At 73.7% G+C, this 21,022-nt stretch carries 20 protein-coding genes and 1 pseudogene; 16 read left to right on the forward strand and 5 right to left on the reverse strand.

Annotated elements, in window-relative coordinates; genetic code table 11:
- The first annotated feature begins 62 nt into the window (after nucleotides 1-62).
- The 3 genes from ABZ861_RS27060 to ABZ861_RS27070 all read left to right on the forward strand — a co-directional run bounded on the left by ABZ861_RS27060 (nucleotide 63) and on the right by ABZ861_RS27070 (nucleotide 1,597).
- Nucleotides 63-908: a sulfurtransferase gene (locus ABZ861_RS27060; RefSeq protein WP_361635112.1), complete on the forward strand. Its 846-nt coding sequence runs from the start codon at nucleotides 63-65 to the stop codon at nucleotides 906-908.
- A gap of 38 nt (nucleotides 909-946) precedes the next feature.
- Nucleotides 947-1,234 carry a DUF1416 domain-containing protein gene (locus ABZ861_RS27065; protein WP_004986406.1) on the forward strand — a complete coding sequence of 96 codons (288 nt, stop codon included), beginning with the start codon at nucleotides 947-949 and terminating at the stop codon, nucleotides 1,232-1,234.
- Nucleotides 1,235-1,339: 105 nt separating this feature from the next.
- Nucleotides 1,340-1,597, forward strand: a complete 258-nt coding sequence (locus ABZ861_RS27070) for a DUF3099 domain-containing protein (RefSeq protein WP_361635115.1) — start codon at nucleotides 1,340-1,342, stop codon at nucleotides 1,595-1,597.
- A 149-nt stretch (nucleotides 1,598-1,746) separates the two neighbouring features.
- Here ABZ861_RS27070 and ABZ861_RS27075 read toward each other — a convergent pair whose 3' ends face one another.
- The gene (locus ABZ861_RS27075; RefSeq protein ID WP_361635118.1) at nucleotides 1,747-2,109 is read right to left on the reverse strand and encodes a DsrE family protein; all 363 of its coding nucleotides are present in this window, start codon (nucleotides 2,107-2,109) and stop codon (nucleotides 1,747-1,749) included.
- On the opposite strand from ABZ861_RS27075, the gene ABZ861_RS27080 reads away from it, so the two are divergent.
- The 4 genes from ABZ861_RS27080 to ABZ861_RS27095 are packed head-to-tail and all read left to right on the forward strand — an operon-like array spanning nucleotide 2,108 to nucleotide 4,592.
- A complete protein-coding gene (locus ABZ861_RS27080; protein WP_361635333.1) occupies nucleotides 2,108-2,431 on the forward strand; it encodes a hypothetical protein in 324 nt (107 codons plus the stop codon). The genes ABZ861_RS27075 and ABZ861_RS27080 overlap by 2 nt on opposite strands.
- A gap of 22 nt (nucleotides 2,432-2,453) precedes the next feature.
- The gene (locus ABZ861_RS27085; RefSeq protein ID WP_361635121.1) at nucleotides 2,454-3,029 is read left to right on the forward strand and encodes an FABP family protein; all 576 of its coding nucleotides are present in this window, start codon (nucleotides 2,454-2,456) and stop codon (nucleotides 3,027-3,029) included.
- Nucleotides 3,030-3,078: 49 nt separating this feature from the next.
- Nucleotides 3,079-3,606 (forward strand): Fur family transcriptional regulator, encoded by a 528-nt coding sequence (locus ABZ861_RS27090; RefSeq protein WP_361635124.1) that lies wholly within the window; start codon nucleotides 3,079-3,081, stop codon nucleotides 3,604-3,606.
- A gap of 20 nt (nucleotides 3,607-3,626) precedes the next feature.
- On the forward strand, nucleotides 3,627-4,592 hold the full coding sequence (locus tag ABZ861_RS27095) for a folate-binding protein (protein ID WP_361635127.1): 966 nt from the start codon (nucleotides 3,627-3,629) through the stop codon (nucleotides 4,590-4,592).
- Nucleotides 4,593-4,607: 15 nt separating this feature from the next.
- Here the strand turns inward: ABZ861_RS27095 and dtd are convergent, their stop codons facing one another.
- On the reverse strand, nucleotides 4,608-5,033 hold the full coding sequence (dtd, locus tag ABZ861_RS27100; RefSeq protein WP_361635130.1) for a D-aminoacyl-tRNA deacylase: 426 nt from the start codon (nucleotides 5,031-5,033) through the stop codon (nucleotides 4,608-4,610).
- Nucleotides 5,034-5,557: 524 nt separating this feature from the next.
- Here dtd and ABZ861_RS27105 point away from each other — a divergent pair.
- The 6 genes from ABZ861_RS27105 to ABZ861_RS27130 all read left to right on the forward strand — a co-directional run bounded on the left by ABZ861_RS27105 (nucleotide 5,558) and on the right by ABZ861_RS27130 (nucleotide 14,100).
- Nucleotides 5,558-6,142 carry an aerial mycelium formation protein gene (locus ABZ861_RS27105; protein WP_361635312.1) on the forward strand — a complete coding sequence of 195 codons (585 nt, stop codon included), beginning with the start codon at nucleotides 5,558-5,560 and terminating at the stop codon, nucleotides 6,140-6,142.
- A gap of 521 nt (nucleotides 6,143-6,663) precedes the next feature.
- Nucleotides 6,664-7,938, forward strand: a complete 1,275-nt coding sequence (locus ABZ861_RS27110; protein WP_361635133.1) for a GNAT family N-acetyltransferase — start codon at nucleotides 6,664-6,666, stop codon at nucleotides 7,936-7,938.
- A gap of 1,081 nt (nucleotides 7,939-9,019) precedes the next feature.
- Nucleotides 9,020-9,898: a winged helix-turn-helix domain-containing protein gene (locus tag ABZ861_RS27115; RefSeq protein WP_361635315.1), complete on the forward strand. Its 879-nt coding sequence runs from the start codon at nucleotides 9,020-9,022 to the stop codon at nucleotides 9,896-9,898.
- 251 nt (nucleotides 9,899-10,149) lie between these two features.
- Entirely contained in the window at nucleotides 10,150-10,836 is a 687-nt protein-coding gene (locus ABZ861_RS27120; RefSeq protein ID WP_361635318.1) for an HAD family hydrolase, read from the forward strand.
- Between the two features lie 262 nt (nucleotides 10,837-11,098).
- Nucleotides 11,099-13,324, forward strand: coding sequence for an aminoglycoside phosphotransferase family protein (locus ABZ861_RS27125; protein WP_361635320.1), 2,226 nt, complete (start codon nucleotides 11,099-11,101; stop codon nucleotides 13,322-13,324).
- Between the two features lie 158 nt (nucleotides 13,325-13,482).
- Complete coding sequence (locus tag ABZ861_RS27130; RefSeq protein WP_361635323.1) at nucleotides 13,483-14,100, forward strand: RraA family protein; 618 nt, start codon at nucleotides 13,483-13,485, stop codon at nucleotides 14,098-14,100.
- Between the two features lie 261 nt (nucleotides 14,101-14,361).
- Here ABZ861_RS27130 and ABZ861_RS27135 read toward each other — a convergent pair whose 3' ends face one another.
- Nucleotides 14,362-15,165, reverse strand: coding sequence for a hypothetical protein (locus ABZ861_RS27135; protein ID WP_361635136.1), 804 nt, complete (start codon nucleotides 15,163-15,165; stop codon nucleotides 14,362-14,364).
- A gap of 301 nt (nucleotides 15,166-15,466) precedes the next feature.
- On the opposite strand from ABZ861_RS27135, the gene ABZ861_RS27140 reads away from it, so the two are divergent.
- The 3 genes from ABZ861_RS27140 (at nucleotide 15,467) to ABZ861_RS27150 (ending at nucleotide 17,467) form a co-directional block, all read left to right on the forward strand.
- Nucleotides 15,467-16,069: a helix-turn-helix transcriptional regulator gene (locus ABZ861_RS27140; protein WP_361635139.1), complete on the forward strand. Its 603-nt coding sequence runs from the start codon at nucleotides 15,467-15,469 to the stop codon at nucleotides 16,067-16,069.
- An 88-nt stretch (nucleotides 16,070-16,157) separates the two neighbouring features.
- Nucleotides 16,158-16,982 carry a hypothetical protein gene (locus ABZ861_RS27145; protein ID WP_361635142.1) on the forward strand — a complete coding sequence of 275 codons (825 nt, stop codon included), beginning with the start codon at nucleotides 16,158-16,160 and terminating at the stop codon, nucleotides 16,980-16,982.
- A gap of 140 nt (nucleotides 16,983-17,122) precedes the next feature.
- Nucleotides 17,123-17,467: a DUF2516 family protein gene (locus ABZ861_RS27150; protein ID WP_361635145.1), complete on the forward strand. Its 345-nt coding sequence runs from the start codon at nucleotides 17,123-17,125 to the stop codon at nucleotides 17,465-17,467.
- Nucleotides 17,468-17,661: 194 nt separating this feature from the next.
- Here the strand turns inward: ABZ861_RS27150 and ABZ861_RS27155 are convergent, their stop codons facing one another.
- On the reverse strand, nucleotides 17,662-19,059 hold the full coding sequence (locus tag ABZ861_RS27155; protein WP_361635147.1) for a fused response regulator/phosphatase: 1,398 nt from the start codon (nucleotides 19,057-19,059) through the stop codon (nucleotides 17,662-17,664).
- 593 nt (nucleotides 19,060-19,652) lie between these two features.
- Nucleotides 19,653-20,753 (reverse strand): annotated as a pseudogene (locus ABZ861_RS27160) (NlpC/P60 family protein); the annotation flags it as partial.
- Between the last annotated feature and the right edge of the window lie 269 nt (nucleotides 20,754-21,022).

The following is a 21,022-nucleotide window of genomic DNA, read 5'->3' on the forward strand; positions in this document are numbered from 1 at the left end:
CCGAGCGCGCATGTCTCCCGCACTCGCACGCCCCGCCGTAACTGCCCCGGAGGAGATTGAGCATGAGCCGCAGCGACGTCCTGGTCGACGCCGACTTCGTGCAGGACCACCTGGACGACCCGAGCATCGCGATCGTCGAGGTGGACGAGGACACGTCCGCGTACGACAAGAACCACATCAAGAACGCCATCCGGATCGACTGGACCCAGGATCTCCAGGACCCGGTTCGCCGCGACTTCATCGACCAGGCCGGCTTCGAGAAGCTCCTGTCGGAGAAGGGCATCGCCAACGACCACACGGTGGTCCTCTACGGCGGCAACAACAACTGGTTCGCCTCCTACGCCTACTGGTACTTCAAGCTCTACGGCCACGACGACGTCAAGCTCCTCGACGGCGGCCGCAAGAAGTGGGAGCTGGACGCCCGCGAGCTGGTCGACGGCACCGACGTCCCCGAGCGCCCGGCGACCCAGTACCGGGCGCAGCCGCAGGACGCCTCCATCCGCGCCTTCCGCGACGACGTGGTGAAGGCCATCGGCGCGCAGAACCTGGTCGACGTCCGCTCGCCCGACGAGTTCTCCGGCAAGCTGCTCGCCCCGGCCCACCTGCCCCAGGAGCAGTCGCAGCGTCCCGGCCACGTGCCGAGCGCCAAGAACATCCCGTGGTCGAAGAACGCCAACGACGACGGCACCTTCAAGTCGGACGACGAGCTGAAGGAGCTGTACGCCGCGGAGGCCGTCGACCTCGGCACGGACACCATCGCCTACTGCCGCATCGGCGAGCGCTCCGCCCTGACCTGGTTCGTCCTGCACGAGCTGCTGGGCGTGCGGAACGTCAAGAACTACGACGGCTCCTGGACCGAGTACGGCTCCCTGGTGGGCGTGCCGATCGAGCTGGGCTCCGGCAAGTAACCCGCCCCGACCGACCTTTCAAGACCTCTGGAGAGCACATGTGTGGAGCGAAGGCCGGCGGCCCCGACGCCTCGACGATCAAGCCCGGTGAGACGACGATCCAGGGCCAGGTGACCCGGGACGGCGAGCCGGTGACGGGCTACGTCCGTCTGCTGGACTCGACCGGCGAGTTCACCGCGGAGGTCCCCACCTCCGCCACCGGCCAGTTCCGGTTCTACGCCGCCGAGGGCACCTGGACGGTGCGCGCCCTCGTCCCCGGCGGCACCGCCGACCGCACGGTCGTCGCCCAGCAGGGCGGCCTCGCGGAGGTCGCGATCGCGGTCTGAGCCGCACGCGCGCCGCACACGGCGCGGGGGCCGCGCCCCGGGTGAACCCCCGGGGCGCGGCCCTTCGCCGTACCCGGCGACGGGGCGCGGACCTACCCTGGAGGCATGTACGCCCGCCGCCGCCACGCGTATTTCGCCCTGATGGGCGTCTGCATCACGCTGTTCGTCCTCGCGTGGGGCGTCGTGCGCATCTGGTCGGTCCCCGCCGCGGTCGGCATGTGCGTGGTGGCCATGGTGATCCCGCCCGTCGCCGCCGTCGTCGCCAACCGCCGCGGCCCAGAGGACCGCTGGTGGGACGACCCGTCCGGCGACCCGAAGTCCGACGAGTGGTGGGACGAACTGGACGGCAAGAAGCGGCACTAGGCCGTGGTGGCTTCGGGCAGGGGCAGGGGCAGGGGCAGGGGCAGGGGCAGGGGCAGGGGCAGGCGCTGGCCCGACGTGCCGAAGCGCCTCGCCAGGGCCCTGGACGAGAGCGCCTGAGCGCCCCGCCGCTCCGTCCCCCCGCGTCCGCGTCAGTAGACGAGCGCCTGCGTCTCGTCGCCCAGGGCCTCCTGGACGAAGACCTGGGCGCCGGCGATGCGGACGCCCTCGATGACGTCCTTCTCGGTGATCTCGCGGCGGGCCGCGCACTGGGTGCACAGGGTGATCCGGCCGCTCGCGAGGAGCGAGGCGATCAGGTCCGGCAGCGGGGCCGCGTGCGGAAGCTCGAACTGCTCCGCCCGGCCGGGCAGCGCGAACCACGACGACTCGCCGGTCAGCCACAACGACACGTCCACGCCGCTGGCCACCGCCACCGCCGCGACCGTGAACGCCTGCGAGCACCGTTCCGGGGCGTCCGCTCCCGCCGTCACCTTGATCACGAGCTTCTTCGCCATGCCGGAAAGCGTAGTCGCCGCCGCACCGGCGCAGCGGCCGCGCACCGCACCCGTACTACGGCACAGGGACGCGGCCGACCCCGAGCGGCGCATCTCGCAGAGAGGGGCCTCGCAGAGACGCGCCTCGCAGAGACGCACCTCGCAGAGAGGGGCGGCGCCCGGCGGACTAAGCTGGGCTCCGGCCCTGTGTACGTACCGCACCGCGCTCGACAAGGAGCACCCCGTGGAGATCTTCTTCGAAACCCTGCTGGTCCTGGTGTGCGTCGGCGTTCTCGCCTTCGCCTACCTGACCGTGAAGAAGCTGTACCAGGGCCAGCGCTGACCGCGAACAGGAAACGCCGCTCATGATCGAGATCCCGTCCGACCTCCACAGGGACCTCGTGCCCCTCGCCTTCCTGCTCGGCAACTGGGCCGGTGCGGGCGTGCACGACTTCCCCGGGTCCGAGAAGTGCAACTTCGGCCAGGAAGCGACCTTCACCCACGACGGCCGGGACTTCCTGGAGTACCACTCCCGCACCTGGGTGCTGGACGAAAAGGGCGACAAGGTCCGGCCGCTGGAGTCGGAGTCCGGCTTCTGGCGGATCGACGCCGAGCGCAAGGTCGAGGTCACGATGGCCCGCGACGACGGCGTCATCGAGATCTGGTACGGCGAGCTGGCCGACCAGAAGCCGCAGATCGACCTCGCCACGGACGCCGTCGCGCGGACCGCCGCCTCCCGGCCCTACTCCGGCGGCAAGCGGCTGTACGGCTACGTCAAGAGCGACCTCATGTGGGTGGGCGAGAAGCAGACCCCCGAGGTCGAGCTGCGCCCCTACATGTCCGCGCAACTGAAGAAGGTCGTCACCCCGGAGGACGTCGAGCGCTGGGCCAAGGCCCTCCCCGACGACATGCCGGACGACGGCATCGCCTTCTTCCAGTAGACCGCCTTCCTCCAGCAGGCCGCCCGCCCGCTGGTCCTAGACTCTCCCTGTGGTGAGCACCGACTGGAAGACGGACCTGCGGCAGCGCGGCTACCGGCTGACCCCGCAGCGGCAGCTCGTGCTCGAAGCCGTGGACACGCTGGAGCACGCGACCCCCGACGACATCCTCGGCGAGGTCCGCAGGACCGCCTCGGGGGTCAACATCTCCACGGTGTACCGGACCCTGGAGCTGCTGGAGGAGCTGGGGCTCGTCAGCCACGCGCACCTGGGGCACGGGGCGCCGACGTACCACCTGGCGGACCGGCACCACCACATCCACCTCGTCTGCCGGGACTGCGGGAACGTCATCGAGGCCGACCTGTCGGTGGCCGCCGAGTTCACGGCGAAGCTGCGCGAGCAGTTCGGCTTCGACACCGACATGAAGCACTTCGCGATCTTCGGGCGCTGCGCGGACTGCTCCCGCCGGGGCGACGGCACGGCCGGCGCCGCCGGGGAGGCGCCGCACGCCGGGCACGGCCCGCACGACCGGCCGGCCTCCCGCGCCTCGGACGCCGGGCGCTCACCTGCCGAGTCGTAGGCGGTCGTAGGCTTGGGCGCATGAAGAGCCCCCTGCTGTCCCTGCCCGGCGCCGTGGCCGCCGAGGGAGCCGACGAAGGCGTCGCCGCCCACTACGGCGACCTGTTCCGCGAGCAGCGCGCCCTCGCCGAGGGCGCCGGCTTCGTCGACCTCTCGCATCGCGGCGTGGTCACCGTCACCGGCGAGGACCGGCTGAGCTGGCTGCACCTGCTGCTCACCCAGCACGTGAGCGAACTGCCCGCCGGTCAGGCCGCCGAGGCGCTGATCCTGTCCGCGCACGGCCACATCGAGCACGCGCTCTACCTGGTCGACGACGGCACGACGGTCTGGGCGCACGTGGAGCCGGGCACCCAGGAGGCGCTGGTCGCCTACCTGGAGTCGATGAAGTTCTTCTACCGGGTCGAGGTCGCCGACCGGACGGCGGACGTCGCCGTCGTGCACCTCCCGGCCGGCTCGATCACCGAGGCGCCCGAGGACGCCGTCGTGCGGGAGACCCCCTACGGGCGCGACCTCTTCCTGCCCCGCGCCGACCTGGAGCGGTACGCCGAGAAGGCCGGTCCGGCCGCCGGGGTGCTCGCCCACGAGGCGCTGCGCGTCGAGCAGCGCCGGCCCCGCCTCGGCTTCGAGACCGACCACCGCACCATCCCGCACGAGCTGGGCTGGATCGGCGCCGCCGTGCACCTCCAGAAGGGCTGCTACCGCGGTCAGGAGACCGTCGCCCGCGTGCAGAACCTGGGCAAGCCCCCGCGCCGCCTGGTCTTCCTGCACCTGGACGGCAGCGAGGTGCGGCTGCCCGCGCCCGGCGCCGACGTCCGGCTCGCCGACGACGGTCCCGACGGCCGCAGGATCGGCTTCGTCACCACCTCCGCCCGCCACTTCGAGCTGGGCCCGGTCGCGCTCGCCCTGGTCAAGCGGAACGTCCCGGTGGACGCCCGGCTGATCGCCGGGGACACCGCGGCGGCGCAGGAAGCCGTGGTGGAGCCGTAGGGCTCGCCTCCGCCGTCACATCTCCAGCAGGACGGTGAACGGCCCGTCGTTCGTCAGCGACACCCGCATCGCCGCGCCGAACCGGCCGGTCGCCACCGTGGCGCCCAGCGCGCGCAGCCGGGCGACCACCTCCTCCACCAGCGGCTCGGCCGTCTCGCCGGGAGCGGCGGCGTTCCAGGTGGGACGGCGGCCCTTGCGGGCGTCGCCGTAGAGCGTGAACTGGCTGACGACCAGCAGCGGGGCGCCGGTGTCGCTGCACGACCTCTCGTCGTGCAGCATGCGGACCGACCACAGCTTGCGGGCGAGCTGGGCCGCCGTCTCCTCGGTGTCCTCATGGGTGACGCCGACCAGGACGCACAGCCCGTCGCCCTCGATCGCGCCGACCGTCTCGCCGTCCACGACGACGCTCGCGCCGTCCACCCTCTGCACCACTGCACGCATGCCGCCCATGATGCCGGGGAGCACGGACACGCCCCGCGGCGGGGCGGACGGCCGCTTCCAGCCTCTTTCCGCTTCGTAACCCCCCATCTGGGGCCGATCGGGGGCACTCGGTCACATAAGGACCACGCGGAGTGGCACGATGCTTCCGTACGCGCCGGTCGAGGGGACGGTTGAGGCGCATGAGCACATCGAGTACGGAGCAGACAGCGCAGCCCGCGGCGGCGCCGGGACGGGCTGGCATCGCGGATGCGGCGATTGCGGCGGATGCGGTGGGTGCGGTGGGTGTCGGGGGCGTCCCGGACATCGCCGACATCCCAGGCGCCCCAGGCGCCCCAGGCACCCCAGGCGTCCCAGACGTTCCAGACGTCGCGGAGGGGCGCTGGCCGCCGGTGCAGCGGACCGACAGCCCGCCCCTGCCGGAGAGCGCGGCGCACCCAGAGGGCGCGGCGGCGCCGGCCGGAGCGGCGGGCGCCGCCGACGGGGCTGATGTCGCTGAGGCGGCGGGCGGGGCGAGTGCGGCAGGTGTGGAGAGTGCGGCGGGCGGGGCGAGCGCGGCGGGTGCGGAGTCGGCGGGCGCTCCGCTGCTGGTCGTGGACTTCGTCGAGCCCGACCTGAGCGCGCCGACCCTGCCAGAGCTGCGCGCCCTGCTGCGGCAGGCGCAGCGGGACGAGGCCGACCTGAGTTATGTAAGGCGGCTGCTTCAGGGGCGGATCGACATCCTGCGCGCGGAGCTGGAGGGGCGCGGCCCGGGGGCGGGGCTCGCCTCGGTCCTGGACGACGGGCTGCCCTCCGTAGTGGAGCGGCTCGCCGAGATCCTCAAGGACGCGCCCGCCCGGCACCGCTCGTCGGCGCGGCACGTGACGCTGGGGACGCCGCACAGCGAGCGGTACCGGAGGCTGGCGACCGAGATGCTCGCCGAGGTCGAGCTGTCGGACCTGGCCGCCCGTACCGACGGGGAACTGGGCGCGGCGATGGGGAGGTTGGTGCGGTACGAGCAGCAGGTGTCCCTGCGCCGCCAGCAGTTGCAGCACACGGCCGACGGCTGCGGCGCGGAGATCACCCGCCGATACCGGGACGGCGAGGCGCAGGTGGGCGACCTGCTGGAGTGAGGCGGGCGGGCGGCCGATCGGCCGATCGATCGGCTGGCCGTGCGGCGAGGTCGCCAGGCGCGCTGGACGCCTGGCGAGCTGAGGCTCAGGGGAGCTGGGGGCTGGGGAGCTGAGCCCCGGGGAGCTGGGGGCTGGGCGTGCTGCTGGCTGAGTGCCCTGTGAACCGCCGGTGCGGGCTGGGCGGGCCCCGACTGTCCACAGGCTGTGGACAAAGTGACGGGCATTGTGCAGGGCTCGCGACGGAAGCGACCCCCGACACACCAGTCCACACCCACACCCACGCCCACGCCCACGCCCACACCCGAAGCGACCCTCGGCGTACCAGCGCTGGCCCCGAGCGACCGGCGACGCACCAGGCCACGCGCCTCACGCTGCCGCAGCCACGCGCCCCCACGGGCCGCAACCATGCGACCCCCGCTGCCGCAGCCACACGCCCACGCTGCCGCAGCCACGCGCCCCCGCTGCCGCCGCCACGGGAAATCACCGCGACACTCCCGCCCGCGTGCGCTTACGGTCGGCGCATGACTGGCGTTCGCTCCCACTCCGACACCTCGCGCCTCGACGTCCGTCCTCTCACCGAGGACGAGATCCCCGACTGGATCCGCGCCTTGAACACCGGGTTCCTGCGCAGCCCGGCCGTCTCCGCCGCCGAGATCGCCCAGCGTGGTTCCAACCTCGTCCTGGCCCGCACGCTGGGGGCCTTCGACGGCGGGCGCTGCGTGGGGACGTTCCGCTCCTTCGACCAGGAGCTGACCGCTGTCGGCGGCGCCCCCGTCCCCGCCGACGCCGTCTCCAATGTCACGGTCACCTCCACCCACCGCCGCCGCGGCCTGCTGACCCGCATGATGGCCCAGGACCTGGCGGCGGCGAAGGAGCGCGGCGACGTCGTGGCCACGCTGGTCGCCGCCGAGTACCCGATCTACGGCCGCTACGGCTTCGGCCCCGCCACCTGGGCCACCGAGTGGACGATCGACGTGCCGAGGGCCGGCCTCGACCCGCGCCGGGCGGGCCCGGCAGACGGCGGCCGCATCGATCTCGTGGACGGCGACGACGTGCGTGAGATCGGCCCGGAGCTGCACGAGCGGCTGCGCCGCGTCCAGCCCGGCGCGATCGACCGCTCCGAGCGCTGGTGGCAGGTGAACACCGGTGTGATCCGGCAGGACCGCTTCCCGTGGACCGAGCCCTTCTACGCCGTCTACCGCGGGGCGGACGGCGTCGTGGAGGGGCTGGCGGCCTACGTGTGCGACGACGTCTGGGGAGACGCGAAGCAGCCGCTCAACACGGCCACGGTGAAGAACCTGATCGCGGTGACCCCGGCGGCCGAGCGGGAGCTGTGGCTCCACCTGTGCTCTATCGACTGGGTGACGAAGGTCAAGAGCGGCTTCCGCGCCCCGGACGACCTGCTCCCCCTCTTCCTGCCCGACCCGCGCGCGGCCGTGGTCAGCACGCACGCCGACTGGCTGTGGGTGCGCCTCCTGGACGCCGCGCGGGCGCTGGAGGCGCGGACGTACGAGGGGACGGGAACGCTGGTGCTGGAGATCGTCGACCGGGCCGGACTGACCGGCGGGCGGCTGCGCCTCGAGGCGTCGCCCGAGGGGGGCTCCTGCGCGCCGACCGCCGAGAGCGCCGATCTGACGCTGGACGCAGCAGAGTTGGCGACGCTGTGGCTCGGCGGCGAGTCCGCCGTGCGGCTGGCCGCGCTCGGCCGGATCCAGGAGGAACGAGCGGGCGCCGCCCAAGCGGCCGACGCCCTGCTGCGTACGTCCAGGCGACCTTGGTGCCCGGACCTGTTCTGACCGCTCCTTCCCGCCGGTCGCGGTGACAGGGGTGACGCATCCGTAGCCTGGCCTGTTCAGTTGTGGCTGTGCGGTGCTGACGTTCTTCGGTTGTGGCTGTGCGGCGGTGACGGTCTTCAGTTGTGGCGGTGCGCGTGTTCCTCGGTCGCGGCGGCGCCGCCGCGTCGACGGTCTTCGGTTGTGGCTGTGCGTCGCGGCTGCCGGGTTCTGGCGGTACGGCGCCGTGCCGGACGGGCTCCCAGCTCCCCTCCGAGAGGAAGCGCGGTCCGGCGGTCCCGACTGTCACCCTGGCGGCCAACCTCTCCAAGGTCTGACCATCTGGGTCGAGTTGGCCGCCAACTTCACTGACCTTATCTCCGCCTGGAAGCGGCCTATAACCATCTTCACGGCAACTGCCCGAAGATGGCGAGAAGTTGTAGTGTGCCGATTGTGGACCCGGAATATGCCTCCGCCACAGGGCGGAAGAGGCCGGCACGGCCGCACCGGTCACATCGCTCACGACGGCCACCCCGCGGACCCTGTCCGGACCGTGCGCACCGTTCCTCCCGTTCGCGCCGCGCGGCGGCCGACGCGGCGGCTTCGCCTCGCGCGGCGGCCGCCGGGGCCCGCGCGTCCGGCGGCCGGGGCGCCTGCTCGCACACCGCTGCGGGCGCGTGCACGCCCTCGCCGGGGGAGCGGCCGGGCGGACCCCGTCCGCTCCCGCCGGACCGCCGCGGCGAGCCCGCGCCGGGCGGCGGAATCCGGCCATGGTCGGCGCGCGGGCGCCGCTTCCCGGCCGGGACGTCGCTCGCGTGGCGCCGCCCCCGCCGGGCTCCCCGCCGGGCCCCTCCGCCCTCGCCGGGTCCCTCCGCTGCCGCCCACTACCCCCTCCAGCCGCCCGGCGCCGGCGGGGGTCCGCCCAAGGCGGCCACCGCGCGGCCGCGGCTCCCGGGGCGGCCGCGGCTCCCGGGGCGGTCGTCGCGGCGCCCTCGCCCGCCGTACCGCCGAAGTCGCCCGTCATGTCCGCCCCTGTGCTCCCGGCGGCGGCCGAACCCGCACAGCTTTCCGACAACTCCCGTCAGCTAGATCAGAGTTGTAGCGTCTGGTCGTGACCCAGGAGAACGTGGCCGTGAACGGCAGCCGGAGAAGCTCGTCCCAGGAGATCGCCGCCGCCCTGCGCAGACGGATCCGCGCCGGTGAGCTGAGGCCCGGTGACCGCATGCCCACCCAGGCCGAACTCGCCGACGAGTTCGGGGTGGAGCGCGGCGCCGTGCGCCAGGCCCTGCGGGCGCTCCAGGAAGACGGTCTGCTCAGCGACGTGAGCAAGGGCAGTCCGCCGAGGATCGCCGAGGCCCCCTCCGTGCGGGAGGAGCCGCAGCCCACGATGGTGGGCCTCGCGCCCCGGCTGACGGAGGCGTTCTCCGCGCGGCATGTGCGCATCGACGTGCTGTGCCACACGGCGGAGACGCTGATGGTCGCCCTCAGCGAACCGCTCCGGCTGATCCACGAGGGCCGGATGTGCCCCGACGCCGTCGACGTCCGCATCCTGGTGCCGTCCCAGCACATCTCGCTCGCCTTCCCGGTGCCCGTGCAGGGCCGGGACGAGGGCGACGTGCTGCACCAGCGCTGGCTGGAGATGCGCAACGCCCAGGGCCACGTGCTCCGCCACAACCTGCACGCGCTGCGCGCCACCCACGGCGTCGACGTGCGCGTGGCCTTCCGCGCGCTGCCCTTCACCCCGCCGGTCAAGCTCTACCTGCTCAACGGCGCCGAAGCGCTGATCGGCTACTACACCCTCACCCGGCGCGAGGAGGACTGGGGCGACGAGACCCTGGACATGTACGACGCGCTGGGCTCCAAGTCGCTGCTGTTCTCGTTCGACCGGCAGGCGGGCCAGCGGGACGCCGCGTTCGTGACGGAATCGCAGAAGTGGTTCGACGCCCTCTGGGCAACCATCACCACGGACCTGACACTCTCTTAGTGACTTCTGACGCGGAGCAGACCGATTCGGCAACGCAACCGAGCGAACATGACCGAGCGGGGGAGCCCCGGACCGTCGTCGCGGCCGGGACGGCGGGGGCGGGAGCGGGAGCGCCGGGGACCGCGGCAGCAGGCGCGGCCGGGACGGCTGCGGCGACGGCAGGAGCGGGAAGCGCGGCCGCAGGAGACGCGGTCCAGACGGCCGCCGCCGCGCCCGCGCCCGAGACGGCGCCCAAGACCGCGCCAGAGTCCCTGCGGGCCCTGGTCGCGGGCGCGCGCGCCGTGCTGTGGGACTTCGACGGCCCGGTCTGCCGTCTGTTCGCCGGGCACTCCTCGCAGCGGGTGGCGAGCGGGCTGGTGCGGTGGCTGGAGGGCCGCGGCCTCAGCGGTCTGCTCACCGAGGGCGAACGCGACTCGCCGGACCCGCACGCCGTGCTGTGCGCCGTGGACCGCCGGCATCCGGACAGCGACCTGGTCGCGGAGCTGGAGGCCCGGCTCACCCAGGAGGAGCTGCGCGCCGCCGGATCCGCCTGGCCGACGCCGTACGCCGACCCGCTGATCCGCACCTGGGACGCGCTGGGCGCCCGCCTCGCCATCGCCACCAACAACGCGCCGCTCGTCGCGCGCGCCTACCTCGACGGCCGCGGCCTCGCCCCCTGCTTCGCCCCCCACGTCTACGGCCGCACCCGGGACCTGCACCGCCTCAAGCCGGACCCGCACTGCCTCAACCGCGCGCTGAGCGCGACCGGCGCCGCTCCCGGGGAGGCCCTGATGATCGGCGACACCCCCTCCGACCACGAGGCGGCCGTGCGCGCCGGCGTCCCCTTCCTCGGCTACGCGGCCAGCCCCCGTAAGGAGGAACTGCTCCGGGAGTCCGGCGCGCCGCTGATCGTGGACTCGCTGGAGCCCGTGCTGCGCATCCTCCAGGGCCGCGCCTGAACCGAGGCGGACGGCTGCCCGGCCGCTCCTCTCGCCGCCGCGGAAACGCCCTGGAGGCACCGGAGTTTGCGCTAGCATTCCCGCACCGCGTGAGCAAAGGCCGGGGCGACCACCCGTCGCGCCGAGCCGGACCCTGCCCTGGTCGTGCACTGTATGACCGTAGGCGTACCTTTTGTCATACTGTGATCTTGCGCGAGCACCTGGAGCGGCCGTGGGCGCATCTTCTTCTCTCCCGCCCCGTCCTCCGCTCGGGGAGGCCGCCCTGCGCGAGGTCCGCGCGTTCGCGCGGCTCGCCCGCGAGCGCGGCCGTCCGCTGGCGGGCTGCCACCACCGCAACCACGTGCTGCCGCTGACGGCGCCTGCGGCGCGGGCGCTGCGCCGGGAGGCCGGGACGCCCGTGACCGTGCGGATCCGGCGCGCCGAGGCGCCGGCGGCAGCGATCAGGACGTGGCGGGACGAGGGAGCGGTCCTCGACTCCCTCCGGGGCGTGCTGCCCGGCGCCCCCGAGTGCCTGTTCCAGGGCGACGCCTTCGCGATCCACACCCACGTCGAGGGCGCGGCGCTGTCCGGCGTCTGCGCCGACGGCGAGCCGGTCGACGCCCTGCTCGTCCGGGAGCTGGCGGACCACCTCGCCCGGACGACCCAGGTCCGCCGGGAGGCGCTGCCCCCGCTGCCGCCGCAGTGGCCGCGCAACGACCGGGACGGCCAGGGCTTCCTGCGGACGCTGGCCCGCCGCGCGGACCGGCAGATCCGGCGGCCCGGCTGGGACGCCTTCGGCGGGCTGTTCGCGGCGCTCGGCGTCCCCGGAGACGCCCTGACCGCGCTGGCCGACCGGGCGCCCGCCATGGCCCGGCGCCCCTTCGGCCTGCTGCACGCGGACCTGCACCGGGACAACGTGATCCTCACCCGCGCGGGCGCTCCGCCCCTGGTCGGCGTCGACTGGGAACTGGCCACGTACGGCGACCCGTTGCACGACCTCGCCACGCATCTGGTCCGCATGCGCTACCCCGGCGGCCAGTGGGCCGAGGTGATCGACGCCTGGGCCGGGGCCATGGGCCGGATCCGCCCGGCGGCCGTCACCGGTCTCGCCACGGACCTGCGGCACTACGTCGCCTTCGAGCGGGCCCAGTCGGTCTACCCGGACGTGATGCGCGCGGCCCGGGGCCTGGAGGGCGCGCCCGGCCGGCAGAGCCTGGACGAGGACCGGCGAAGAGGCGTGGAGGAGGGCCGGCGAGGAGGCGTGGCGGACGGCCGGCGAAGCCCGGAGGAGGACCAGCGACGTCTGGAGGACGCGACGGCCGCCGTGCGCCGTGCGCTGGAGGCGGCCGCCGAACCGCTCGGACTGCGCGACGTCCCGGCCGCGGCGGAGATCGAGCGCGCCCTGTTCCGCTGGCGGGCCTCCCGGGCGGCGGAACGCGGCGGCCCGGACGGCGACTCCGGGGCCGTCGCCTGGTCGTGGGACCCGCGCTTTCCGCCGCGGCCCGACTTCCCCGAGGCGGCCGTCGGGCACGCCCTGGCCGCCGAGGGCGGGGTGCGGGCGAGCCGGGTGTTCAAGGGCACGGCCCATCTCAACTCGGTGGTGCGGGTGCCCGGCTACGACCGCCCCGTCGTCGTACGGCGCACGGCGGCCGACGTCCGCCGCCGCGAGCCCCGCTACCTCAGCGAGCACGCCGTGCTGCGGGCCGTCGAGCGGTCCGGGGCGCCGGTGGCGGCGCCGCGCGTCCTCGCCCTGGGCTTCAGCCACCGCGGGGAGCAGTACGCCATCCACACCTACGTCGGCCCCGAGGACGCCGACCGGCCGCCCGCGCACCCGGTGCACGGCCTGCTGCCGCACGAGGCGGACGGGCTGGTCGACCAGCTCCGCGCCCTGACGGGAGTGGACTACGCCTCGCTCGACCCGGTCGCGGGCGAGGAGACCTTCTTCACCTGGCTCTGCGACCAACTCGTCCTGCTGGTGGGCGACCTGCCCGAGGAGTCCCGGCGGCTGGCCCGGCTGCTCGGCCTGCCCGACGCCGCCCGGCTGCGGCAGATCCTGTCCCGCTACCGGGTGAGCCCGCGCCGGCCGGCCCTGCTGCACGGCGACCTGAACCCGTGGAACCTGGTGCGCCGCGACGACGCCCTCGCCCTGACGATCATCGACTGGGAGATGGCGCTCATCGGCGACCCGCTCTACGACCTGGTCCGCCACATGCACCTCACCCCGACCCGGCCGGAGATCCGCGCCCGCATGTTCCGGCGCTGGGAGAGCCGCCTGGACGCCGCGCACACCGCGGAGTGGCAGCAGGACTGGCGCGTGTACCGGTGGGTCGAGACCGTCCGCTCCGCCTACGTCGACCTGGACCGCCTGGCGACCGGCGCGGGCCTGGACGCCCCCAACGTCCGCCGCGCGGTCGACTCCTACGCGATGACCCTGGCGGCGGCCGCCGCCCCCCTCGGCCTGACGCCCCGCCCCACGGCGGACTTCCGCCTCGCCCAGGTCCTGACGTAGGGCCGGAGGGAGGCTCACCGGGGGTCGCAAGGTGTCGCCCGAGGCCGACAGGGCCTGCGGAAAGGACCGCCGACACGATCTGTCGGCGGCTTCCGCCGCGAGGGTCCGCCGACGGGCTTAGGGTCGTGTGCATGATCAACGTAGACGACGACGGCGTCATGGCCGACGCCTTCCGGGACGTGCCCACCACCGCCCTCGCCGACCTGCTGGGCCGCGAACAGGTCATGGACATCGGCGTCAGGCCGCTGTGGCAGCCGGTCCCGCGGGTGGCCGGACCGGCGTTCACCGTGCGATGCCCGCCCGGGGACAACCTCATGCTGCACGCCGCCATATACCGGGCCGCGCCCGGCTCGGTGATCGTGGTGGAGTCCGGCGACCTGGACTACGCGCTGGCCGGCGGCAACGTGTGCGCCGTGGCGCAGCGCAGGGGAGTGGCGGCCTTCGTCGCCGACGGCCTGATCCGCGACCTCGCCGAGGTGCGCGACCTGGGCTTCCCCGTCTTCGCCCGGGGCGTCATCCCGATCCCCGGCGCCAAGGCGGCGCCCGCCCCGCTGAACGAGCGGGTGCGCTGCGGCGGCGTCCAGGTCGACGCCGGCGACGTCGTGGTGGCCGACGAGGAGGGCGTGGTGGCGGTCCCGTCCGCGCGCGCCGCCGAGATCCTGACGGCGGCCCGCGCCCGCCTGGCCCAGGAGGCGGCCCAGACCCTGGACGACTGGGAGACGGCCCACCGCGCCCGCGTCGACGGGATCCTGACGGCGCGGGGGATGAGCCTGTAGGGGTGGGGCGGGGCGAGCGGTCCTCAGCGGGGTCCCGGGGCCGGGGCCAAGGGAGACGGCGGGAGCGGGGGCGTCGCCGCGGCCGGCACGACGAGCGCGAGGCCCCCGCCGCGACCAGCCGCGACCAGGCGGGGCCTCATTCCGCACAGCAGGCCCCGAGGCGCCCGTACCGGGCGAACCCGTGTCGTCCGCAGGACCCGCTCGAACGCCGCGTCGCGGCCCCGCTCATGCTCGCCTGCGTGCCGGCCTCGGTGTCGCGCGTCAGCGGTGGCCGACGTAGGCGACGAGTCCGCCGACGGTCAGCCCCACCGCGCATCCGTAGCGGAAGTACTCGTGGCGCATGTCCGGGGTGTACTGCGCGGCGGTCATCGCGTACGGTGCCCGGACCCCCAGTTCCACGCCGCACAGGCACACGACGTATCCGTGACGCCGGGCGGCGGCCTCCCACTCGGGGTCGTGCGGGACCCAGGTCCGAGAGTAGACGTTCCCGTCGGGCGTCCGCAGTTCCAGCCGGGAGTAGTCGTGTCCGAAGTGCTGCCACGGTCCTGGCTGGTCATCGGGTGTCTCGTGCAGCTCCCATCCGGGGATCGAGCGCAGGTCGGCGTGGCCGGGCGGTCTGCGTCTCATGCCGAAGTAGACCTCGTCGTCGTCGCGTCGCGGTGGTTCGCGTATGCGCAGCTCGTCGAACACGGTGGGCCCCTTCCTGTCGACGCAGCCCCCATCATCGTCGGATCGCGGCGGGTCGGGCAGGCGCAGCTCGGAGAACTCAGGCGGCAGGCGCCTCATGCCGAACAGGACGGCGCCTTCGATCTGCGGTTCCTTGGGCACCTCGTCGAGCGAGGCCGCCTTCGGCACGGCGTACTGGATCCCGTAGCCGCCCACGCTCAGGGCACGCCTGAACTCGAAGAGGGCAGCGGGCATGTGGCGTGTCTGTGCGGGATCGAGGGCGACTGTGCCTTCCGCGGTCTCCAGGCCCATCAGGACGCACTCGAGCCGCAGCGCGAGGTCGTCGCAGAACAGGATATTCCCGAGGTCGTCGACCTCTTCGAACTGACGACTGCTCATCTCCTTCACCTCTCCGGTCGGTCACCGTTTCCGCGTCCGCGGAGCAGACGGGTGGGGCTTGGACCAGCCTATTGAAGGATCGTTCAACAATCCATACGTGGGAACGCGCGCACTGCCAAGCCGACGGTTTCTTCGTACGGTCGCCCGCGACGCCAACGCCAACGCCGACGCCAACGCCAACGCCGCGCTCGCGGCGCCCACCCGCACGCACCCGCTGACCCACGCGACAAGTCGGCCGCCGCGCACGCTCTTGCAAGCGGTGTGCTTGCAATTGTTAGCGTGGGTGGTGCACAGTGGAGTCATGGCATCGCTCAACGTCGGCAATCTCGGTGAGTATCTGCGCGAGCAGCGCCGCAACGCGCAGCTCTCGCTGCGGCAGCTCGCCGATGCCGCCGGGGTGTCCAACCCGTATCTGAGCCAGATCGAGCGCGGGCTGCGCAAGCCCAGCGCGGAGGTGTTGCAGCAGGTCGCCAAGGCGCTGCGGATCTCCGCGGAGACGCTGTACGTACGGGCGGGCATCCTCGACGCGGAGCGGGACCGGGACGAGGTGGAGACGCGCGCCGTCATCCTCGCCGACCCCACGCTGACCGAGGGGCAGAAGCAGGTGCTGCTCCAGGTCTACGAGTCCTTCCGCAAGGAGAACGGATTCGGGGTCGGCAAGGCGGACGGCGGCGGTGACGACCGGGGCGGCGAGGGAGCCGGTGACCTCGGTGGCGCCGGCGGTGTCATAGCCGTGGCCGTCGTGTCCGAAGAACCCGAAGCATCAAAAGAAGCTGAAGTGCCGGCAGCATCCGAAGGACCCGAAGCAGCAGAGACGGCGGACGGCGGCCGCGCCGCCCGTGCCGGGGGCCGCGACCGTATGTGCGACGGCGATGGCGCCGACTCGCGGGAAGCCTCCGGCTGAGTCCGCGGGCCGCACCCCGCGGGCGGGCCGGCGGCCCTCCGCCGCAGACGAAACCCTCAGACGCAAGCGATCCAGGAGGATCCTCACCATGGCCATCACCGACGACCTCCGCAAGACCCTCAGCGACCCGACGCCGCTCTACTTCGCCGTGGGCACCGCGGACCTGGCCCTGCAACAGGCCAAGAAGGTGCCCGCCCTGATGGAGCAGCTTCGCGACGAGGCCCCGGCCCGCATCGACGCGGTGCGCAACACCGACCCCAAGGCCGTGCAGGAGCGGGCCGCCACCCGTGCCAAGGAGGCCGGCGCCCGGGTCAAGGAGACGCAGGCCACCGTCCAGACCCGGCTCAACGAGCTGCTCAACTCCCTGGACACCGACCTGAAGAAGCTCAGCGCCAACTTCGACACCGAGCTGAAGAAGCTCGGCGAGAACGCCCAAGACCTCGCCCTGCGCGGGGTCGGCGTCGCCGCCGAGTACGCGGTGAAGGCCCGCGAGACCTACGAGAAGGTCGCCGAGCAGGGCGAGCAGGCCGTACGGACCTGGCGCGGCCAGGCGGCCGAGGGCATCGACGACCTCGCCGGAGGCGTCGAGAGCCTTGCCGGGAACGTCGAGGGCTTCGCCCAGGACGTCGAGGAGTTCGCCGTCGCCGTGGAGCCCGAGCCGCGGCCGGACGTCGCGCGGGACGTCAAGCCCGGCGTCGCGCCCGGCGCCACGTCCGGCGTCACGTCCGACGTGAAGCCTGGTGTCACGCCGGGCGGCACGCCCGGCGCCATGCCTGGGGCCACGCCCGGCGTCAAGCCCGTGCAGACCGCTGTCGCGCCGACGCCGCAGGCTAAGAAGGCCCCGGTCTCCAAGAAGACGCCGCCGGCGGCGCGCAAGAACCCCACGGGCAAGACCCTCCCGCCCGCCAAGTAAGGCCAGGCGGGAAGCGGTCTCCGTCGTCTTCGCGTCACCCACGCGGGCGACAGGTGAACGGGCCGGGCACCTCCGGGGTGCCCGGCCCGTTCTCCGGGTACGGTGACCGCGTAGGAGTTGGAGAGGACGGCGGTGGCAGCATGCTGATGATGGGTTTCGCGGGGTTCCTGGGGATCCTGAAGATCCTTCTCATGGCCCTGGCCGCGTTCGGGCTGTGCGACGCCGCGTTCCGACGCGAGGACGCCTTCCGCGCGGCCGACAAGCAGAACAAGGTGTTCTGGCTGATCATCCTCGCCTTGGCGCTCGCGGTGAGCTACCTGTTCTCCATCCTCATGTTCCTGCCCGTCATAGGCGCGGTCGCGAGCATCGTCTACATCGTGGACGTGCGGCCCGCCCTCCGGCAGGTGTCCGGAGGCAGCGGCGGAGGCCGCCGTCGCGGCAGCAGCAGCGACGGCCCGTACGGTCCGTACAACGGCGGCCGGTAGCCGTCCGGGAGTCATCCGGGAGGCCGGAAGTCCTCCGGGGGTCGCGGAGGCGTGAACGGCGCCTGCTCGGACGCCCCCCGGCTTCCCGGTTCCGCGCCGCGCTCCGGTCACGCGGCCCGCGATCGTTGCGCGCCGCGCCTCGTTCCGCGCCGCGTGCTCGTTTCGCGCCTGCGCCGCGCCTCGTTCCGCGTCGGCTATGGCTCGCGGTCCAGCAGGACCACGGCCACGTCGTCCGCCAGCTCGCCGCCGTTGAGTTCGCGGGCCTCGTTGACCGCCGCCCGCAGCAGCTCCTCACCGCGCAGTCCCCGCCCCAACTGACGGCGGACCATCTCGACCATGCCGTCCTGGCCCAGCCGTTCGCCGTCCGTGCCGATCCGCCCCTCGATCAGGCCGTCGGTGTACAGCATCAGGCTCCAGCGGGACCCCAGCTCCACCTGCGTCCGGGGCCAGCGGGCGCCGGGGAGCACGCCGAGGGCGGGGCCGTTGTTGTCGTGGGGCAACAGCCTGGCGGCCCGGCCCGGAGTGCTGAGCAGCGGGGACGGGTGCCCGGCCAGGCAGAGGCCGGCGCGGCGCCCGTCGGGCGAGATGTCCACCGTGCACAGCGTCGCGAAGATCTCGTCGTCGGAGCGCTCGTGCTCCAGCACCTGCTGGAGCGTGTCCAGTAGTTCGTCGCCGCACAGTCCCGCCAGGGTCAGGGCCCGCCAGGCGATGCGCAGCTCCACGCCGAGCGCCGCCTCGTCCGGACCGTGCCCGCAGACGTCGCCGATCATGGCGTGCACGGTGCCGTCGGGCGTGCGCACGGCGTCGTAGAAGTCGCCGCCGAGCAGCGCGCGCGAGCGGCCGGGGCGGTAGCGCGCGGCGAAGCGCAGCGTGGAGCCGTCCAGCAGGGGCGTCGGCAGCAGGCCGCGCTCCAGCCGGCGGTTCTCCTGCGCGCGCAGCCGCCCCTCGGCGAGCCGTCGCTCGGCCGTGTCCGAGCGCTTGCGCTCCACCGCGTAGCGGATCGCCCGGCTCAGCAGGCGGCCGTCCAGCTCGTCGCGGAACAGGTAGTCCTGGGCGCCCACGCGCACCGCCTCGGCGCCGCGCTCGGCGTCGGTGGACGCGGTGAGCGCGAGGACGGCGTGCCGGGGGGCCAGCTCCATTACGTGCCTGAGCACGGCCAGTTCGTCGTCGTCGCCGGGGGGCGTCGCCGCGCCGGACCCGCTCGCCGCCCAGGACCGGCCCGGGGCGGACAGCGCGAGGTCCAGCAGGATGCAGTGGACGTCGTCGGTGAGCAGCCGCTCGGCCTCGGTGAGGTTGCGCGCCGTGCGGACCCTGATCGGCCTGCCGGCCGGGTCCAGCAGCTCGGGCACGAGCGGCGAACCGCCGGGATCGTCCTCGATCAGCAGCAGCGTGAGGCCGGCGGTGTTCGGGCTGGGCGCGCTGTGCTGGCCGCCGGCGCGGTGGTCGTCGTGTCGGACCGTGGGTTCCTTCGGCGTGGCGGCTTCCCGGTGCGGGGCGGGCGCCGCGGAGGGGCCGCCGCTGGGGGACACGTGGGGCGCCGGACCGTTCTCCACGGCCGGGATCGCTCTCTGCCGCGGTATGGGCACGGTCATCGTCCTGGATTCCTTCCCTCCCCCGAGGGCGTGGCGGGAACGAGGGAACGCTCCGCCGACGGGGACCCTAACGGTTGTCGGCGGGGCAGCGGAATGCTGCGCGGCACGTCTCTTTGGCTTTGGCCTCCGGCATATGCCGAGATAGCCAGAGGAGTTGGACAGGGCGACGGCGGCTCTCGATGACGAAGGTCACGCCGGGGAGGCGTTTGCTCGCGCGGCGGGGGTGCGGTGCGTCACGTGGCCCGTGTCACCGGGCCCCCAGGTCACCGGACCCCCGGGTCACCGGGCCACACGGCGGTGAGGCGGCGCGGCGGTGAGGTCGCTTAGGTGCCGGGTGCGGAGGTCATCCGGTCACCGATCACTGGGCCACCGGTGTCCGGCCAGCGATCACTGGGTCGCCGGTCACCCGGTCGCCGGTCATCCGGTCACCTGGCGTGGCTGAGGAGCTGGCCGAGGCGCGGGGACGGCGTGCCGTCGTCGCCGTCCGCGTCCGGCCGTGCGGCGTGCGTGTCCGGTCGTGCGGCGCCCGCCTCCGGCCTCCGTGCGGCACCCGCCTTCGGCTGTGTAACGTCCTCGTCCGGCCGTGCGGCGTCCGCCCCGTCCGGTCGTACGACGCCCAGGATCGGCATCTCGCCTGCCCCCGCGAGCGTCACCGTCCGCCCGGGGCGCGGGGCGTGGATGATCGTGCCGTCGCCGACGTACATCGCCACGTGGCTGGCGTCGCCGAAGTAGATGATCAGATCGCCGGGGCGCATGTCCGCCACGTCGACGTGCCGGAGCTGCTTCCACTGCTCCTGCGAGGTGCGCGGGATCGGGCGGCCCGCCGCCGCCCAGGCCTGCGAGGTCAGCCCAGAGCAGTCGAACGTCTTGGGGCCCTCGGCGCCCCACTCGTACGGCTTGCCGAGCTGGGCCGTGGCGTACGCCACCGCCCGCTGCCCCGCCTCGGACGCCTTGCCGTGCAGATCCTTGACGACTCCGGCGCCCAGCCAGGCCGTCTGGGCCCGTTCGGCGGCCTGTTTCTCCAGCTCCGCCAGCCGCTCCTTCTGCCGCTCCGCCAGCGTGGCCTCCAGCTTCTGCGCCTCCTTGATCCGCTGCTGGACGCGTTGCTTGGCGCGGGCCTTGTCCTTGCGGTCGGCCTCCAGCAGCTTCCAGCGGTCGGCGGCGTCGTCGGCGTACTGGCGCATGTCCTGCTGGGTGCGGGCCATGTCGCCCATCAGCCCCTTGGCCGCCCGCTCGCCCTCCAGCACCCGGACGGCCCCGTCCAGGAAGCTCTGCGGGTCGTCGCTCAGCACGAGCTGGGCCTGGGGCGGCAGCCCGCCCATGCGGTATTGGGCGCGGGCCGCGGCGCCGGCGTGGTCCTTCAGCTCGGCCAGCCGCTTGCGCCCCGCGGCGATCTTCTGGTCCAGGCTGCCCACCTCGGCGGCCTGCTTCTGGGCCTTCTCCTCGGCGGCGTCGTAGGCGTCGGTGGCGACGGCGGCGTCGTGGTAGAGCGTGTCCAGCTTGGCCCGGACGGCCTCAAGTTCCTTGTCCAGCGCGGCGTCGGCCGGGCGCGGCGCGGCGGGGGAGGCGGAGGGCGCCGGACGGGGGCTGGGGCGTTGCGCGTTCGCCAGCGCCGTCCCCGGCGCTCCCAGCACGGTGACCGCGCAGACCACGGTCACGGCCGCCGCGAGCACGCCGTTCCTGCCCCGCCCCATAACTCTCCCACCTGATTTACCTTCAGTAACTTACGTTTGCTCGTGGGATCGTGCCACGAGTCCGCGAAAAGCGACAGAGGCCGGGTTTGCCCCGCCCGGCCCCTCACGGCCCCTCCCTCAGCGCCTGTGAGACGTACGACCCGGCGAGATCGTTCCTTCTCGCACCTCGGCCACGGCGGGTCGGCCACGGCGGGTCAGCGACCGTGGGTCGCCCGCCGCTCGTAAGCCGCCCTCCGCGCGCTGGCCGCCCACCGCTCGTAGGCCGCTCA

Source organism: Streptomyces sp. NPDC046985, from assembly GCF_040644415.1.
Classification (GTDB): Bacteria; Actinomycetota; Actinomycetes; order Streptomycetales; family Streptomycetaceae; genus Streptomyces.

Bases quoted from the DNA above. Each gene is read 5' to 3' on its own strand.
- ABZ861_RS27075 (WP_361635118.1), bottom strand. From the start codon at position 2,109: ATGGCGAAGAAGCTCGTGATCAAGGTGACGGCGGGAGCGGACGCCCCG.
- ABZ861_RS27140 (WP_361635139.1), top strand. From the start codon at position 15,467: ATGGCATCGCTCAACGTCGGCAATCTCGGTGAGTATCTGCGCGAGCAG.
- ABZ861_RS27130 (WP_361635323.1), top strand. From the start codon at position 13,483: ATGGCCGACGCCTTCCGGGACGTGCCCACCACCGCCCTCGCCGACCTG.
- ABZ861_RS27095 (WP_361635127.1), top strand. From the start codon at position 3,627: ATGAAGAGCCCCCTGCTGTCCCTGCCCGGCGCCGTGGCCGCCGAGGGA.
- ABZ861_RS27145 (WP_361635142.1), top strand. From the start codon at position 16,158: ATGGCCATCACCGACGACCTCCGCAAGACCCTCAGCGACCCGACGCCG.
- ABZ861_RS27070 (WP_361635115.1), top strand. From the start codon at position 1,340: ATGTACGCCCGCCGCCGCCACGCGTATTTCGCCCTGATGGGCGTCTGC.
- ABZ861_RS27085 (WP_361635121.1), top strand. From the start codon at position 2,454: ATGATCGAGATCCCGTCCGACCTCCACAGGGACCTCGTGCCCCTCGCC.
- ABZ861_RS27065 (WP_004986406.1), top strand. From the start codon at position 947: ATGTGTGGAGCGAAGGCCGGCGGCCCCGACGCCTCGACGATCAAGCCC.
- ABZ861_RS27080 (WP_361635333.1), top strand. From the start codon at position 2,108: ATGCCGGAAAGCGTAGTCGCCGCCGCACCGGCGCAGCGGCCGCGCACC.
- ABZ861_RS27135 (WP_361635136.1), bottom strand. From the start codon at position 15,165: ATGAGCAGTCGTCAGTTCGAAGAGGTCGACGACCTCGGGAATATCCTG.
- ABZ861_RS27110 (WP_361635133.1), top strand. From the start codon at position 6,664: ATGACTGGCGTTCGCTCCCACTCCGACACCTCGCGCCTCGACGTCCGT.
- ABZ861_RS27150 (WP_361635145.1), top strand. From the start codon at position 17,123: ATGCTGATGATGGGTTTCGCGGGGTTCCTGGGGATCCTGAAGATCCTT.
- dtd (WP_361635130.1), bottom strand. From the start codon at position 5,033: ATGCGTGCAGTGGTGCAGAGGGTGGACGGCGCGAGCGTCGTCGTGGAC.
- ABZ861_RS27060 (WP_361635112.1), top strand. From the start codon at position 63: ATGAGCCGCAGCGACGTCCTGGTCGACGCCGACTTCGTGCAGGACCAC.
- ABZ861_RS27155 (WP_361635147.1), bottom strand. From the start codon at position 19,059: ATGACCGTGCCCATACCGCGGCAGAGAGCGATCCCGGCCGTGGAGAAC.